The organism is Sporosarcina koreensis, from assembly GCF_042655825.1.
Classification (GTDB): Bacteria; Bacillota; Bacilli; order Bacillales_A; family Planococcaceae; genus Sporosarcina; species Sporosarcina koreensis.
On the sequence record NZ_JBHSNP010000008.1, the window covers coordinates 70,624 to 87,211 of the forward strand.

Genomic DNA, 16,588 nt, shown 5'->3' on the forward strand with positions numbered 1-16,588 from the left:
CTCCTTCATTTACCTACTACTATAGGGGGTGTTTGAACGGAGGGCAAAACGGAAATAATTTATCTTGACGCGGAAGTTTTTTACTTTATAATTAAAATGATTTTGTCGAATAAAGGAGGGATATTCGGGTTGGAAAATAAGCTGAAGTTATACGGCTTTAACAACCTCACCAAAACACTTAGCTTCAACATCTATGATGTGAGCTATGCAAAAAGTGAGCGGGAACAAAAAGATTATATTGCCTATATCGATGAGCAGTACAATTCTGAACGATTAACGAACATCCTATACGATGTTACGGAAATTGTCGGTGCTCATGTGTTGAATGTGAGTAAACAAGATTATGATCCACAAGGTGCAAGTGTCACCATCCTTATTACGGAAGAGACGCTTCCCGTCGCCGTGATCGATGAATCCTGCAATCGCGGGGAAATCGATATTTTGAAGACCCGGGATTCGGTTGTTGGCCATTTGGATAAAAGCCATGTCACCGTCCATACGTATCCTGAATATCACCCGGACAATTCAATCGCCACTTTCCGTGTCGATATCGAAGTGTCGACTTGTGGTGAAATTTCCCCTTTGAACGCATTGGATTATCTGATCGGCAGCTTCGACTCGGACATTATCACGACAGATTATCGCGTACGCGGTTTTACCCGTGATGATAAAGGGAAGAAGTTATTTATGGACCATAAAATGACGTCAATCCAAGATTATATCGACAGTGAGACGTTGCAAAAATATGACGCCATCGATGTCAATGTATATCAATCAAATATTTTTCATACAAAACTGCTGATCAAAGACATCAATTTACAAAATTACCTTTTCAACACGGATGTGTATGAGATACCTCCGAAAGAAAGGCTCAACATTACAAACAACTTGCGTAAAGAGATGATTGAAATTTTCAGCGGTTCCAATATATACGAAGAGTGAGAGGACGGTGTTGGACATTCTTTCACAACAGAAAGCCCCGATTATGGAGGCTCTAAACAATTACAAAAAGATGCGGGTCGTTCCTTTTGATGTTCCCGGCCATAAACGTGGCAGAGGAAATGAGGAGCTGACCTCTTTTTTAGGTGAGAATTGCATGACGGTGGACGTCAATTCAATGAAGCCGTTGGATAATCTGATCCATCCCGTTTCGGTCATCCGGGAAGCCGAGGAGCTTGCTGCCGAAGCTTTCGGCGCGAAGCATGCCTTTTTCATGGTGAACGGGACGACATCAGCTGTTCAGGCGATGGTCATGACGGCATGCAAGGCGGGCGAAAAGATCATTATGCCCCGCAATGTGCACCGCAGCGCCATCAATGCATTGATCCTGAGCGGCGCTATCCCTGTCTATGTCAATCCCGGAGTTAACATTGAGCTCGGCATCCCTTTAGGCATGGCAGTTGAGGATGTGAAGAGAACGATTCTCGAGCATCCCGATGCGAAAGCGATTCTGATTAACAACCCGACTTATTATGGCATCTGTTCAAATATGCAGGCAATCACCGATCTTGCCCATCGCCACGGAATGCTCGTCCTTGTCGACGAAGCGCATGGGACACATTTCTACTTCAGTGACGACCTGCCTGCTTCCGCGATGTCCGTCGGTGCCGATATGGCTTCAGTGAGCATGCATAAATCGGGCGGTTCATTGACCCAAAGTTCATTGCTTTTGATTAATAATGAAGTAAGTGAAGGCTATACGAGACAGATCATCAATTTGACGCAAACGACGAGCGGCTCGTATTTGCTCCTATCCTCCCTCGATATTTCACGGAAAAACCTCGCCTTGAATGGCAAGGAGATTTTCCGGAAAGTCGGTGAAATGGCACAGTACACGCGAGATGAAATCAATAAGATCGGCGGCTACTATGCTTTTTCGGAGGAATTGAAGAATGGCGATACGATTTTTGATTTCGATACGACGAAGCTGTCCGTCCATACGCTTGAGTTGGGACTGGCAGGCGTCGAAGTGTATGACATTTTGCGGGATGAATACGACATCCAAATCGAGTTCGGGGACATCGGCAACATTCTGGCATACATATCCGTCGGAGACCGCCGTCTGGACCTTGAGCGCCTCGTCTCGGCGCTTGCTGAGATCAAGAGGCGCTATAGTAAAGATAAAAGCGGCTTGTTCGATCATGAATACATCACGCCACAAGTCGTCTATACGCCACAAAAAGCGTTTTATGCACCGAAGGAGACGCTTCCTATCAATGATAGTGCCGGCCGTATTGCCAGCGAGTTCGTTATGGCCTATCCGCCCGGCATACCGATTTTGGCTCCAGGTGAACGGATCACTCCGGAAATTTTGCAATATATCCAATACTGCAAGGATAAAGGAAGTTTCATGACGGGTACGGAAGATAGTAAAATCGAACATATCAATGTGTTGAAGGAGGCGGAGCAATGAATTTATGGTTTGTAGAAAATCATTCGCCGAATGTCCAATTTTCGATGAGAGTCATTGAACATCTTTACACAGGGAAAAGCGAATTCCAAAAAATCGATGTGTTCCAAACCGCTGAATTCGGCCGTGTCCTTACATTGGATGGATATGTCATGGTTACTGAGAAAGATGAATTCATTTATCACGATATGATCACACACGTACCGATGGCAACGAATCCTGGCATTAAAAAAGTGCTCGTCATCGGGGCCGGGGACGGCGGAACAATCCGTGAACTGACGAAATACGATTCAATCGAGCATATTGATATGGTTGAAATAGACGAAATGGTCGTCGATGTATGCAGGGAATTCCTTCCGCAAACCGCAAGCAAGCTCGATGATCCGAGAGTGCATCTCCATTTCGAGGATGGACTGAAATTTGTCCGTTCCCGCAATGATGAATACGATTTGATCATCGTCGATTCGACGGATCCATTCGGACCTGGAGAAGGCTTGTTCACGCGGGAGTTTTACGGCAATTGCTATAAGGCGTTGAATGATGAAGGCATCCTTGTCAATCAACATGAGAGCCCTTTCTATGAGGAAGATGCGCTTGGCATGCAGCGAGCACATAAGCGGATCATCGGGTTCTTCCCGGTGTGTGAAGTGTACCAATTGCATATCCCGACGTATCCATCGGGGCATTGGCTGTTCGGTTTTGCATCCAAAAAGTATGATCCGATTAAAGATTTGGATGCAGATGCTTGGAATCAGCTCGGATTGCAAACGAAGTATTATAACACCGACATCCACGTCGGCTCGTTTGCACTGCCGAACTATGTAAAGGAGCAATTGAAAGATGTTGAATAAAAATATCGAAACGTTCATCGGATGTGACAATGAGTATGACGAATCTGGCCTCGTCGTTTTCGGCGCCCCTTTCGATTCGACGACGTCATTCCGGCCAGGAACAAGATTCGCAAGCAAAGTGATGCGCGGCGAATCATTCGGAATCGAAACGTACAGTCCTTATCAGGATAAAGATTTGGAAGACATCAACGTTTATGACGGCGGAGATCTTGAGTTAAGCTTCGGGAATACAGAAAGAGCTCTAGGTCAAATCGAGGAGTACACGCGCAAAGTTGTGCAAGACGGCAAAATCCCTTGCATGATCGGCGGAGAGCATTTGGTGACGCTCGGATCGGTCCGTGCTGTCGCCGAGCAATTCCCTGATTTGCATATTATTCAATTCGATGCGCATGCGGATTTGCGTGATGATTACCTCGATGAGAAACTATCGCACGCGACCGTCATCCACCGTGTATGGGATATTGTCGGAGACGACCGGATCTTCCAATTCGGCATCCGTTCCGGGGACCGCAGCGAGTTCCAATGGGGGAAAGATCGTGTCTTCACGAATAAATTCAATTTTAATGGTCTCGAAGATATCGTTGAAAGATTACAAGGGAAACCGGTGTATCTGACAATCGATCTGGATGTATTGGACCCTTCCGTCTTCCCTGGCACGGGAACGCCTGAAGCTGGAGGCGTCAGTTTCATGGAATTATTGCAAGCGATCTTGACAGTCAGCAGCCTCAATATCGTCGGCTGTGATGTCAACGAGCTTTCGCCGATTTATGATCAAAGCGGCGTGTCGACGGCAGTGGCTTGTAAAGTTCTTCGTGAGCTGATTTTAGCAATTCATTCATAAAAATAGTATTGGGTGGTGTTTTGATTGGGTAAAGCGTTAATCATTGGAGCAGGTGGAGTAGCAAGTGTAGTTGTGCATAAATGTGTACAAGTACCAGATGTATTTGAAGAAATTTGCATCGCGAGCCGTACAAAATCGAAGTGTGACGCATTGAAGGAAAAGCTTGACGGCGGCCGCACAAAAATCCAAACAGCGCAAGTCGACGCGGACAATGTTGATGAATTGGTTGAACTAATCAATAGCTTCAAGCCGGACATCGTCATTAACGTTGCGTTGCCATACCAGGATTTGACGATCATGGATGCATGCCTTGCAACGGGTGTCCACTATTTGGATACGGCGAACTATGAGCCGCTTGATACTGCGAAATTCGAATATAAATGGCAATGGGCATACCGTGAGAAATTTGAAGAAGCAGGCTTAACAGCAATCCTCGGCTGCGGGTTTGACCCAGGCGTAACGGGTGTCTTCTCCGCATATGCGCAAAAGCATTATTTCGACGAAATCCAGACGATCGATATTGTGGATGCCAATGCGGGTGATCACGGCTATCCTTTCGCTACAAACTTCAACCCGGAGATCAACATCCGTGAAATCACGGCAAACGGCCGCTATTGGGAAAACGGGGAGTTCATCGAAACACCGCCACTTTCCGAAAAACGTGTATACGATCTGCCGGAAATCGGTCCTAAAGATGTTTATCTTCTCTATCACGAAGAGTTGGAGTCGCTTGCACAAAACATTAAAGGCATCAAGAAAATCCGTTTCTGGATGACATTCTCTGAAAAATATTTGACGCATTTGAGAGTGCTTGAAAATGTAGGGATGACATCAATTGAGCCGATCAATTTCGAAGGACAGGAAATCGTTCCATTGCAATTCCTGAAGGCGGTACTTCCTGATCCGGCTTCCCTCGGGCCACGCACAAAAGGAAAAACGAACATCGGATGTATTTTCCAAGGCGTGAAAGACGGCGAAGAGAAAACGTATTATGTCTATAATGTCTCCGACCACCAGGAGTGCTACCGCGAAGTCGGTTCACAAGCGATTTCCTATACGACGGGCGTTCCAGCGATGATCGGTGCGATGCTTTTACTAAAAGGCGAATGGAAAAAACCTGGCGTTTATAACGTTGAAGAGTTCAATCCGGATCCGTTCATGGAAGCGTTGAACGAATACGGTCTGCCTTGGCAGGAAGATTTCAACCCGGAACTGATCGATTGATTGGAGGCGTGCAACAAATGAAATTGAATTTTGATCCATATGCTGTCCCCTCCCCTTCGTATGTTGTCGATGAAGGGCTGTTGATCAAAAACTTGGAATTACTAAAGTCAATCATTGACCGGACGGGCTGTAAAATTCTGTTGGCCCAAAAAGGGTTTTCGATGTTCTCCGTCTATCCACTTATAGGACAGTATTTAGACGGGGTGACGTCAAGCGGATTGTTGGAAGCGAAATTAGGGTTTGAAGAGATGGGGAAAGAAGTGCATACGTACTCCCCTGCCTTCACTGAAGCTGATTTTGAAGAAATCCTATCGTACTCCGATCATCTTGTGTTCAACTCGTTCGATCAATGGAGACGGTTCAGGGATAAAGTGAAAAACTACCCGAAACCGATCGAATGCGGCATTCGGATCAACCCTGAATACTCGGAGATTGAAGTCGATATGTATAATCCATGCTTCACTTTTTCACGTTTTGGCGTGACGCTTGAGAATTTCGAACCGGATGAACTTGAAGGGATCAGCGGCTTGCATTTTCATTCGATGTGCGAACAGAACTCGGACACGCTTGCCCGGACGATTCAAGTCGTCGATGAAAAATTCGGCAAGTACTTGAAAGGCATGAAGTGGATCAATTTCGGCGGCGGTCACCATATTACCCGCCCTGATTACGATATCGAAACACTGATCGAGTCCATCATGTTCATGAAAGATAAATATGGACTGGATGTGTATTTAGAACCTGGCGAAGCGATCGCCTTGAATACCGGTTTCCTCGTAACGACTGTCTTGGATACATTGCATAACGGCATGCCGCTTGCCATTTTGGATACTTCGGCTTCCTGCCATATGCCGGACGTTCTCGAAATGCCGTATCGTCCCGAAATCGTCGGCGCCGGGATGCCGAATGAGAAAGCGATCACGTACCGGTTCGGCGGACCGACTTGCCTCGCAGGCGACGTTATCGGCGATTACTCATTCGATCATCCGCTGACGGCAGGTGACAGGCTTGTCTTCTGTGACATGGCCCATTATTCCATGGTGAAAAACAACACATTCAATGGGATGGAGTTGCCTGCAATCGTGCTGAACACCGTTGCAGACGGTCCGAAGGTCATCAAGGAATTCGGCTATGAGGATTTTAAAGAGCGTTTGTCATAAGTAAAAAAAGCAGAGGTCGCTTGCTTAGCCGCGAACGGCATAAGACGAAGATACGAAGTGGCGCACTTTGCCACGCAGTAGCTTTGGCTTATGACCCGAGCGGTTAGCGACCGAAGCTAGATAAGTAAAAAGGGTTGCCTGGCTTCGTAATGAATGCCAGGCAACCCTTTTTATTTATATATAGCTTACATCAATGTCTGTAGAACCGAAGTCCAATAATAGTATAAATTGTTCTTTTCCCAAATAGAAAAAACCTGAAACGCTCGTCTACTGACGGTCCAAGCGTTTCAGGCTTCTATTATTTGTTATTCACCTAGCAGGACTTCCAGGAGATCTTCGGAGACGTATGTTTTATTGCCGCCGATCAGCTCGGGTGCGACAGCGAATTGTTGAAGGCTTTTATTGAATCCGTATATTTTCTTTCCGCGAGTGATTGTCAAAGAGACATTTCCTTTTGTAAGTAGCGCGCCGTTTATTTTCGACTGGGAAAGCACGTTGTAACCAAGCTCTTCTGCAACTTTACGCAATGGGATCATCTTCACGCCATCTTTCATATAATGGTCGTTTTCGATCATGTCAGAAACGGACTTTGGAATTGGATTCCCCCCAACTTCTTCGGACAATGGATTAAGTGCGATAATTTTTGTCGGTGGTGTTTGAGGTGGTAAGCTTCTTGTCGTAATTGAATAAAACACTACCAACTCCTTGCCTTTCAGATCAGCCTTTTCAATTTTCTTGCCTTCTTGGTTCACGAATGTCGTTTCTTCTCCAATGTTCAGCTTTAATTCTTTATCCAAACTGAGGAAGTCTTTATCAAATTTACCGACTTTCACGCTGCCAGCCTTTTCTTCATCGTTGACGATAAATAGTTCAGGTGTAATTTGGGCTGGATAAATCAAGATCATCGGCTTGTTTTTATCGTAGTACGCTTCCACTTTCATATCCTTTTTCAAGTCGGCGGGTTTCATTTTGTCTGCTGTACCGCTATTGAATAAAAGTGTCTTGTCCTGGATTCGGAAAATCGTGATAAGCTCCTGCTCGTCTTCAACAGTTACCATTAGATCGTTATCCCTTTTCTCGATATTGGTAATGACCCCTGTCGCTCTGACGAAATCAGTAGCATCATTCACTTCTTCATTTCCCACCTGAATCACGTCCCCGTTCGCCTGAACGACAAAGGGTGCCCATGCGCTTCCTGCCAATAATGCGGTTAATGCCAATGCTCCAAATTTTTTCATGTTCTCTCTCCTCATTTCGAGTATTCAATGAATCAGACGGAGCGCATTGGTAAAAGTTACATTAATTTTTCCTAGGAGTGCGTTTTGCGCGAGTATAGGGGTGTTTTGGCGCAATCTTGGCCGGTTATGCGCGAATTTGAGGTAGTTATGGCGCAATCTTGGCGAGTTATGCTCGAGTTGGGGTTAGTTATGCTCATATCGGGACTAATGAACCATTCCGATTCCATAAAAAAACGGATCTCTCAAGCATGTGAGATCCGCTTTATATTACGTAGTCGTCTGCACGAGCAAAATCGAAGTTAATATTTCTACTGCCTGATCGATTTCCTGTTCAGTCACAGTCAACGGAGGTAGCAGACGGATTACATTGGAGCCGGCCTGCACAACAAGCAGCCCCGCTTCTTCCGCTTGGCGAATGAAAGGCGCGACATCTTCCTTGCAGTCGATGCCGATGAGTAGGCCTTGGCCACGAATATCGAAATGGTCGGGCAGGATTCCTCTCAACTTACCAATTAGAGCATCCGATTTTGCACGAACTTCCTCCAAAAAGCCCTCTTCGAAAACATGATTCACGACCTCTTGAGCTACCGCGACAGCAAGCGGATTCCCGCCGAACGTTGTACCATGAGTCCCTGGCCCAAATGAATCGAATAGATCGGCTGTTCCAAGCATCGCCCCGATCGGAAAGCCGCCGCCCAATCCTTTTGCAAGTGTCAGTATATCCGGCTTCAATTCGGTCTGCTCGTATGCATAACGGGTACCGGTTCTTCCGATGCCGGTCTGCACTTCATCGACAATGCATAAAATCCCTTTCGACGCGCATATTTTTGAAATGACGGTAGCGAACTCCGGATTGACGGCGTGAATACCTCCTTCGCCTTGAATCACTTCGAGCATGATCGCAGCTACATCGTCATCAATAGCTGCTTCCAATTTCGCCGGATCATTGAATGGCACTATCTTGAACGTTTCAAGCATCGGGCCGAATCCTTGCTTGATCTTCTCCTGACCTGTCGCCGCCATCGCTCCGAATGTCCGGCCATGGAAAGATTGGTCGAATGTGATGATCGTCGATTTGCCTGTATGCTTCCTCGCAAGCTTGATCGCCGCTTCATTCGCTTCCGCTCCGCTGTTGCAGAAAAAGCCATGGGAGTAATGCGTGTTTTTTATTAATGAAGCAGCGAGCATTTCCTGTTCGGGGCTTTCAAATAAATTCGAGATATGCCATAGCTTTTCGCTTTGAATCTGAATCGCATTGACGATTGCAGGGTGCGCATGACCTAAACTGACGACAGCGATGCCGCTTGTAAAATCGAGGTACTGCTTGCCGTTTGCATCTTCAACGACTGTTCCCGCGCCTTTTACAATGTGTAACGGTCGCCGTGCATAATTGTTGAATAAAGTACTCAATTGAGCACCTCCTCAAATCCGATTGTTGTGCCTGCCAAATGCTGATCGGCAATTTGGACGGATGGCACGCCTGCATCCAAGCAGTCAACTGCAGCTCGCACTTTCGGTATCATGCCGCCGTATATGTCCCCGTTTTCGATCCAGATCGCTATATCACCTGGCGCGACGGCTGTTTGAATTGCATTTCCGATTTCGATTCCCGGTGTGTCCGTCACAAACATAAGACTTGTTGCCCCAATCGCGAGTGCCACTTTGCTTGCGACTGTATCGGCATTGATGTTAAGGGGTTTTCCTGAATCAGTAGCTCCGATACAAGAGATGACCGGGACGATTCCGGAATCTAGTAATTTTTCAAGAAGACCTTCATTCACAGACATGATGTCCCCGACGAAACCGTATCGTTCTTCATCGAGCAATGTACACGTCAATAGCTTGCCATCGAACCCGCTAAGCCCGATCGCTTCAATGCCTTCACGGTTCAACTTGTGAACGAGCGATGGATTTACTTCGCCTACCAATACATCCTTCACGATGGCAATCGATTTTTCGCAAGTGACCCGGATGCCATTGTCAATAATGGACTCGATGGAATTCGCAAGTAGCTTGGCATTGATGGAAGGTCCCCCGCCATGGACGATGACGATCTTCTTGCCTTCACCCTGCATTTCGTGTAACTTCTGGAAAAAGCCGCTTTGCAGCCCTTCAAGCATGCTGCCCCCGAGCTTGATGACAATCCGCTTACGATCGGTATGAAGCATTGATTTGGATGTAGTCATATGTCAAATCGCACCCCCATGCTATTCCATGGCCGCTTCCTTTATTCAGACCTACGAAGATCTTAACTTCAGGCTGTTTTAAATAATGAAGCAGCTGTTCCTCCGAAAAGATGACCGGTTCGCCGTCTTTCACGACCGGCGTGTCGCCGATTTTAATCGTAATTCCTAAAGGATCGACGGACGCTCCACTATATCCGACGGCTGCAATCACTCTTCCCCAGTTTGCATCGCAGCCGAACACTGCCGTTTTGACTAGGGGAGAGCCGACTACCGTCTTGGCTATTTTCCTAGCTTCGGCGTCCGTTACGGCACCGTCCACTTCCACTTCAATAAGTTTCGTCGCCCCTTCACCGTCCTTTGCAATCATTTTTGCAAGATCCTGTGCGACCGCATGCAATGTTTGGAGAAATGAATCCCAATCAGGATGCGCGGGAGATAATGGTTTGTTTTCTGCCAAGCCGTTCGCCAGCACGAGGACCATATCGTTCGTGGACGTATCCCCATCGACCGTAATCGAGTTGAATGTAACGTCAGTTATAGACTTCAACGCTTCCTGTAAATGAACGGAGTCGATTTTCGCATCGGTTGTTATGAATCCGAGCATCGTTGCCATATTCGGCTCAATCATCCCGGAACCTTTCGCTGTTCCCGCGATGATGACTTCCTTGCCATCCACTTCCGTACGGTACGTTGTATTTTTCATGACGGTATCCGTCGTCAAGATTGCTTGTGAAAACTGGATGGAGCCTTCAAGAGTGCTCGTCGGATTAAGTTGCTGGATCCCTTTCAGCAAAGGTTCCATATTCAACTTCTCACCGATGACACCTGTTGACGCAACGCCGACCAGATTCGGAGCGATGCCGAATTGCTCGGCCGTCTTCTCCTGCATCGTGAGCGCGTCACACATGCCCTGCTTCCCGGTGCATGCATTCGCATTGCCGGAATTGATGATGACCGCTTGCATTTGCCCAGTTTGCTGCACAACTTCCTTCGTCACGACAAGAGGAGCCGCTTGGATGGCGTTCGTCGTGAAAACACCCGCCACGCTCGCAGGAACTTCACTGAGCAACACCGCCAAATCGTATTTCTTATGCTTCAGTCCGCAATGGATGCCGACCGCTTTGAAACCTTTCGGTGTCGCGATATTCTTTCCTGAAATGAGTTTCATTTGTTGAACTGCTACCGCCATACCAATTCCTCCTCTTTAAATAAATAATGGAACTTGCGTCAAACCCGTCGTTTCATCCAATCCGAATTGCACATTCATGTTTTGGACCGCCTGCCCGGCAGCCCCCTTCACTAAGTTATCAATCACCGAAATAATCGTTGCCCGATTCGTCCGCGGATCCACTTTCACATGGATATCACAGTAGTTTGAGCCGGCTACTTGCTTCGTGCAAAATTCCGTTGATTCATTCATGATCCTCACGAATGGCCGTCCTGCATATGTTTCTTTTAAACAGTTAACTAGTTGCTCTTCCGTAACGCCTGAAGTTATTGGCGCATAACTTGTTGCCATAATGCCTCTCGTCATCGGAATGAGATGTGTTGTAAATGTCACCGGTGTCTTTTGAGCGCCAAACAGTTCAATTCCCTGTTCGATTTCCGGGATATGCTGGTGCTCATGAATTTTATAGATGGTTAAGTTTTCATTCGTCTCACTGAAATGTGTCATCGGGCCAGGTGTATTCCCTGCACCTGACACACCGCTCTTTGCATCGATAATAAGAGCTGTGGCATCTATCAATTTTTCCTTTATTAATGGCAATAAAGAAAGAAGAACTGCAGTCGGATAGCAGCCGGGATTTGCAATAAGCTGCGTGTTCCGGATTTCTTGTGAATTCCATTCCGTCAAACCGTATGCACTTTGCTCGATCGCTTCAGTTGGTGCAGCTGTTTTCTTATACCAACGTTCATATTCGGTGGTGTCCTTCAACCGGAAATCTCCCGACAAATCAATCAGCTTCGGTCCTTTGCCGATAAGCGGCGGCAGCAAGCGGCTCGTCACCCCTGCTGGCGTACTGGCAAATAGGACATCATAGCTCTTCAACTGGTCATGATCGATTTTTAGAAGAGGTTGATCATACAAATTGGTTGTATGCGGAAATTTGTAGGAAAACGATTTCCCTTCATCCGATGATGTGAATAAATCGATTTGTTCCACTTCCGGGTGATTATGCAGCAAACGAAGCAATTCAAGTCCGCCATAGCCGGTAGCACCGATGATTCCTATCTTCATGTCCCCACTCCTTTAATCGTTAGGATTAGTATACGTATGCATAAATATAAAGTCAACTGTATTAATATTAATTTTGTATCAAATTTAATGCTCCCCATTGAGAATTGGAGTTTTGAATTAATGAAGGATATGCTATACTATTGTTATTATCAGGTACTAATATTAGGTGATAGATTTCTACCGTTTGAGGAGGTCACTATGGAAGATTTATTGAAGCTTAAAGGAAAAAATATTGTCGTGATGGGTGTGGCGAACGAGCGAAGCATTGCATGGGGCGTTGCGAAGTCCCTTTTTGATGTCGGAGCGAATGTCATTTTCACGTATCGCAAGGAGCGTTCCCTTGCCAAGCTTGAAAAAGCATTGGAAAGCAATGGCCTTGAGCCGAAAATGATTGTCCAATGCGATGTGAATGAAGATGAAAGCATCCGGAATGCATTTACTTCAATCGGTGAAGCGCTTGGAACAATCCATGGAATCGTTCACTCGATCGCTTTTGCTCACGCTGAAGATTTAAAGAACGACTTTGTCGAAACAACGAGAAGCGGTTATGCATTCGCACAGGATTCAAGCTCCTATTCGTTGGTGGCGACAGCTAGAGAAGCCCGTCGTTTCATGACGGAAGGCGGATCGATCATCACGATGAGCTATTTAGGCGCTGAACGCGTGCTTGACGGGTACAATGTAATGGGTGTTGCGAAGGCTGCGCTTGAGGCGTCCGTCCGCTACTTGGCGAACGATTTGGGGAAAGAGGCAATCCGTGTGAATGCGATTTCCGCTGGCGCCGTCCGGACCCTTTCCGCGAAAGGCGTTCCATCTTTCAACACGATCTTGGGGCAAATCGAAGAAAAAGCTCCGTTGAAGCGCAATATTACAAACGAGGAAGTCGCGAAGATGTCAATTGCGATGCTAAGCGATCTTTCCAGCGGTGTAACCGGCGAAGTCATTTACGTCGATGGCGGCTACAATATAATGGGATGAAAAAAGGAGCTTAGCGGCTCCTTTTTTTCGTGTGAGCAAGCGAATTATATGAGCCTATAGTCTCAAAATGACGATAAGTTTGTAAACTTGACCGATAACTGTTGCAAAGTGATCGATAACTATGTCAGATTGATCGATAACTATGTCAGATTGATCGATAACTGTCGGGAAATGACCGATAAATTTGTGAAAATGATCGATAAGCAGAAACGAAACATTCCCCCTTCCACATCGTCTTAGTTATGAGGTGAATATTATGAAAAAGAAGCCGATATATGTGGAAATAGAGATTGATTCAGATATAGATGACGTATGGAATGCCTCTCAACGTCCCGACTTGCATTCACAATGGGATGTACGGTTCTCCTCCATCACCTATTTGCCGAAAAAAGATGATGAACCGCAAATGTTTACATACAAACGAAGCGTCACTCCCCTGCTAACTATTGAAGGCTGGGGCAAAAGTACGGGGACGTTCAACAAAGCAGATGGTACTCGTTCATCTTCCCTTCATTTCGGAACCAATCAATGGTTTTCGCCGATCAAGGAAGGCAAAGGGTATTGGAAATATGAACCGCAGCAACAAGGCACGAAATTCCTCACGCAATATGATTATGATGCGAATTTCGGGTCGCTTGGAAAAGTGTTTGATGCATTCATCTTTCGTCCGATCATCGGTTGGGGTACCGCCCTCAGTTTTGATGTACTGAAAAGATGGCTTGAGAAAGGGGAAGCTCCCCGTTCCCAATACTCCCGCTTTTTCACGACGTATGGACTCACTCTTTTATTCGCCTTCATTTGGATGTATCACGGGCTTATCCCAAAAATCATCGGGAAGCATCCTGAAGAAATGCGGATGCTGGCGAATGCGATTCCATTTAAGAATCCACTCGCATTGTTAATTGGCATCGGCATTGCAGAAATGCTGTTCGGTGTTCTTTGGCTTTTCTATAAGAAGAAAAAGCATCTATTCGCCATGCAGCTAGCAGTCTTTCCATTGCTCACTATTGCGGCACTCGTTGCGGCGCCAGAAGCAGCCATACATCCTTTCAATCCCGTAACATTCAATCTGCCGCTGTTTGTCCTCTCCCTCATCGGATATTTAAGTTGTAATGACATTCCGACTGCAAAAAGCTGTAAAAGAAAAAGGTGAATCGATTGTCTATATATAAACAAGTTCTTGGCGAAGACTATGCCCGTATACACCCGATGCTGCAGAAGCGTTATGATTTTGCCGGTGAACGTTCATTTGAAGCGACAGGCATAATGAAAGAAATCAAAGGCGGCCCGAAGTGGCTTTATCCCCTTTTTCGACTCGGTGTCAATTGGAAGCTGCTTTTCCCAGAACGCGGGAACAACATTCCGTTTTCAATTAAGAACACCGCGCGTCTAGGACCCAATGGCGAGAGTCAAATCCATTGGGAGCGCGTCTTTCATTTCGGCACGAAAAAACGCTATTTCAATGCATTAATGAGTTTGGATGAAAAGCGTCTTGTCATTAAAGATTATCTCGGGGAGCCCCCTTTGGTCTATTCGGACTTGGCATTTGAAGTGTCCGCTGAAGGCGCGATTACAATCCATTCATTGAATCAACGGCTCGTTCTTGGAAAAATCGAATTGCCTTTGCCGAAACTCCTGCAAGGTCTGGCGACGGTAACAGAACGTTATGATGAAACGGATGCCATTTACCGAATAAATGTTAACGTACGCAATCCACTAGTTGGCCATCTGTTTTCCTATGAAGGGGAGTTTGTGCAAAATGTGTAAATTCGTGCTTATTCACTTTCTATTGTTTATGTTTATCGCTATTTTCAGTAAGGACCCGTGGCCCTTTTTATTGCTGACAATTGCGCAAATCGTCTATGTACCGATCGCCCTTCGCTTTGTCATGAAGCGCGGGGATTGGTTTTCCAAATACTATTTTCATTTGGCGATTCCCGCTTACGTTTCGATTGCACTTATACAAATTCTTGCACCAGATTGGGCTGCCGTCCCGGCATTCATCTATTTTGCGTTCACTGTATGCATCGCGCTTTACGGATTATCCCGGTTTTTGCATAACGGTATCACCAGGATCGAAGAGTTGTCAATCATTTTCGGATTACTATACATAGCACTCGGCGGCGGTTGGTATTTTGCTTACGTTGCGGATATTGATACGGGCTTCACGCCGTTATTGACGTGGCTGACGGGCATTCATTTTCATTATTCCGCTTTCCTATTGCCCATTTTCATCGGACTGCTTGGTAGGCTTTATAAGCCGCGGTCCTATTCGTTTTTCACAATCATGTTGTTGGCTGCTCCAATGGTCGTGGCGATCGGCATAACCTTTTCCCGGTGGATCGAGTTGTTTTCTGTCCTTCTATACATCGTCGGATTAGCTGGAATGATTGGCATCGCATGGCAGACTAGCTTTCCGAATCGGATGCAAAAGTGGCTTGTCGTCACTTCATTTTCATCCCTCGGACTGACAATTTTGTTCTCGCTCCTTTACGTACTTGGGAATGGATTCGGCCTCACCTCCATTACGATTGATTTCATGCTCCGTTTTCACGGTGTCTTGAATTGTATCGTCTTTGCGCTTTTCGGCATTATTGGCTGGTCGTTGTCCATTCCAACTTCTATTTATAAAGAACCAAGTTTCCCAATTAGCCGGGTAAGAGGAAAACCGCGTGTTGAACAGCTTGGAGCTCCGGGAAGACATCGTGGGCTTGTCGATGACATGAGACTATATGGAATAAAAAAGGTGTCGCCTCGCATCATTGATTTTTATGAAAACACGATCGATTACCGATTGTTTGCCACTATTCATTGGCATCGTTGGTTCAAGCCTTTTGCATTCCTTTATTCATTTATCAGCCGAATAACGGAGCAGATCAATTTGCCGCTCCATCGGCATGAAGTGGAAATGACTGGGGATATTATAACTCTTGCACCTGATTTGGATGACAGAGAGAATGTCCGGGCATGGATCCGGAAGGTTGACAAACAGTATGCATTCGTCGCCCTTTATTCATCTCATCATTCGAATGAAGGACGGAATTTCATGAATATCGCTTTGCCGCTTCCTTTTTCTACGATGACAGGCGTGTTGGAGCTGATTGAACAAGGGGACGACTTACAACTAACGAGTAGGAAAACAGATCCGACATCAGACGCGGGAATCTATTTGACTTCAAAGCTAGGAAGGTATTTTAAACTGCCGCTGGAGGAGAATTTCGTCGTCTGGGAAGAAACGAATGGCTCGCTACTCGCCAAGCATAAAATGTGGATTTTTTCGGTACCTTTTTTGACAATCGATTATAGAATTCGGAAGGCATGATGAAAGCCAGAGGATTTTCCCTCTGGCTTTCTGGTATTTATGAGCGCAGAACTGTTGTTTATGAGCGCGGATTCGAAATTATGAGCGTTTGACCGTTGTTTATGAGCGCGGAATAGAAGTTTATGAGCGTCAAACAGGA

Annotated in this window: 15 protein-coding genes; 10 read left to right on the forward strand and 5 right to left on the reverse strand. The window is 46.1% G+C overall.

Annotated elements, in window-relative coordinates; genetic code table 11:
• Positions 1 to 129 precede the first annotated feature (129 nt).
• From speD to nspC, 6 genes are read left to right on the forward strand one after another with little or no spacing between them, the layout of a single operon-like run.
• A complete protein-coding gene (gene speD / locus ACFPTP_RS03400) occupies positions 130 to 942 on the forward strand; it encodes an adenosylmethionine decarboxylase (RefSeq protein WP_251695032.1) in 813 nt (270 codons plus the stop codon).
• Positions 943 to 985: 43 nt separating this feature from the next.
• Complete coding sequence (locus ACFPTP_RS03405; RefSeq protein WP_381442346.1) at positions 986 to 2,413, forward strand: aminotransferase class I/II-fold pyridoxal phosphate-dependent enzyme; 1,428 nt, start codon at positions 986 to 988, stop codon at positions 2,411 to 2,413.
• Positions 2,410 to 3,261, forward strand: coding sequence for a polyamine aminopropyltransferase (speE, locus tag ACFPTP_RS03410; RefSeq protein WP_381442232.1), 852 nt, complete (start codon positions 2,410 to 2,412; stop codon positions 3,259 to 3,261). Before ACFPTP_RS03405 ends, speE begins: the two co-directional genes overlap by 4 nt.
• Complete coding sequence (speB, locus tag ACFPTP_RS03415; RefSeq protein WP_381442234.1) at positions 3,251 to 4,102, forward strand: agmatinase; 852 nt, start codon at positions 3,251 to 3,253, stop codon at positions 4,100 to 4,102. Before speE ends, speB begins: the two co-directional genes overlap by 11 nt.
• A gap of 24 nt (positions 4,103 to 4,126) precedes the next feature.
• Positions 4,127 to 5,326, forward strand: a complete 1,200-nt coding sequence (locus ACFPTP_RS03420; RefSeq protein ID WP_381442235.1) for a saccharopine dehydrogenase family protein — start codon at positions 4,127 to 4,129, stop codon at positions 5,324 to 5,326.
• 23 nt (positions 5,327 to 5,349) lie between these two features.
• Positions 5,350 to 6,486: a carboxynorspermidine decarboxylase gene (gene nspC / locus ACFPTP_RS03425; protein ID WP_381442349.1), complete on the forward strand. Its 1,137-nt coding sequence runs from the start codon at positions 5,350 to 5,352 to the stop codon at positions 6,484 to 6,486.
• 305 nt (positions 6,487 to 6,791) lie between these two features.
• Here nspC and ACFPTP_RS03430 read toward each other — a convergent pair whose 3' ends face one another.
• The 5 genes from ACFPTP_RS03430 to argC all read right to left on the reverse strand — a co-directional run bounded on the left by ACFPTP_RS03430 (position 6,792) and on the right by argC (position 12,149).
• Entirely contained in the window at positions 6,792 to 7,724 is a 933-nt protein-coding gene (locus ACFPTP_RS03430) for a stalk domain-containing protein (protein WP_381442237.1), read from the reverse strand.
• A 267-nt stretch (positions 7,725 to 7,991) separates the two neighbouring features.
• Positions 7,992 to 9,134 (reverse strand): acetylornithine transaminase, encoded by a 1,143-nt coding sequence (locus tag ACFPTP_RS03435; protein ID WP_381442239.1) that lies wholly within the window; start codon positions 9,132 to 9,134, stop codon positions 7,992 to 7,994.
• Complete coding sequence (gene argB, locus ACFPTP_RS03440; RefSeq protein ID WP_381442240.1) at positions 9,131 to 9,910, reverse strand: acetylglutamate kinase; 780 nt, start codon at positions 9,908 to 9,910, stop codon at positions 9,131 to 9,133. The genes ACFPTP_RS03435 and argB overlap by 4 nt, the downstream gene beginning before the upstream one ends.
• On the reverse strand, positions 9,873 to 11,099 hold the full coding sequence (argJ, locus tag ACFPTP_RS03445; protein ID WP_381442241.1) for a bifunctional ornithine acetyltransferase/N-acetylglutamate synthase: 1,227 nt from the start codon (positions 11,097 to 11,099) through the stop codon (positions 9,873 to 9,875). The genes argB and argJ overlap by 38 nt, the downstream gene beginning before the upstream one ends.
• Before the next feature lie 15 nt (positions 11,100 to 11,114).
• Positions 11,115 to 12,149, reverse strand: a complete 1,035-nt coding sequence (gene argC, locus ACFPTP_RS03450; RefSeq protein ID WP_381442243.1) for an N-acetyl-gamma-glutamyl-phosphate reductase — start codon at positions 12,147 to 12,149, stop codon at positions 11,115 to 11,117.
• A 198-nt stretch (positions 12,150 to 12,347) separates the two neighbouring features.
• Here argC and ACFPTP_RS03455 point away from each other — a divergent pair, with 198 nt between their 5' ends.
• From ACFPTP_RS03455 to ACFPTP_RS03470, 4 genes are all read left to right on the forward strand, one after another.
• A complete protein-coding gene (locus ACFPTP_RS03455) occupies positions 12,348 to 13,127 on the forward strand; it encodes an enoyl-ACP reductase FabI (protein WP_381442244.1) in 780 nt (259 codons plus the stop codon).
• Between the two features lie 256 nt (positions 13,128 to 13,383).
• Entirely contained in the window at positions 13,384 to 14,280 is an 897-nt protein-coding gene (locus ACFPTP_RS03460; RefSeq protein WP_381442246.1) for a DoxX-like family protein, read from the forward strand.
• 5 nt (positions 14,281 to 14,285) lie between these two features.
• A complete protein-coding gene (locus ACFPTP_RS03465) occupies positions 14,286 to 14,894 on the forward strand; it encodes a DUF4166 domain-containing protein (protein ID WP_381442247.1) in 609 nt (202 codons plus the stop codon).
• Positions 14,887 to 16,449: a YndJ family protein gene (locus ACFPTP_RS03470; protein ID WP_381442249.1), complete on the forward strand. Its 1,563-nt coding sequence runs from the start codon at positions 14,887 to 14,889 to the stop codon at positions 16,447 to 16,449. Before ACFPTP_RS03465 ends, ACFPTP_RS03470 begins: the two co-directional genes overlap by 8 nt.
• Positions 16,450 to 16,588: the final 139 nt, after the last annotated feature.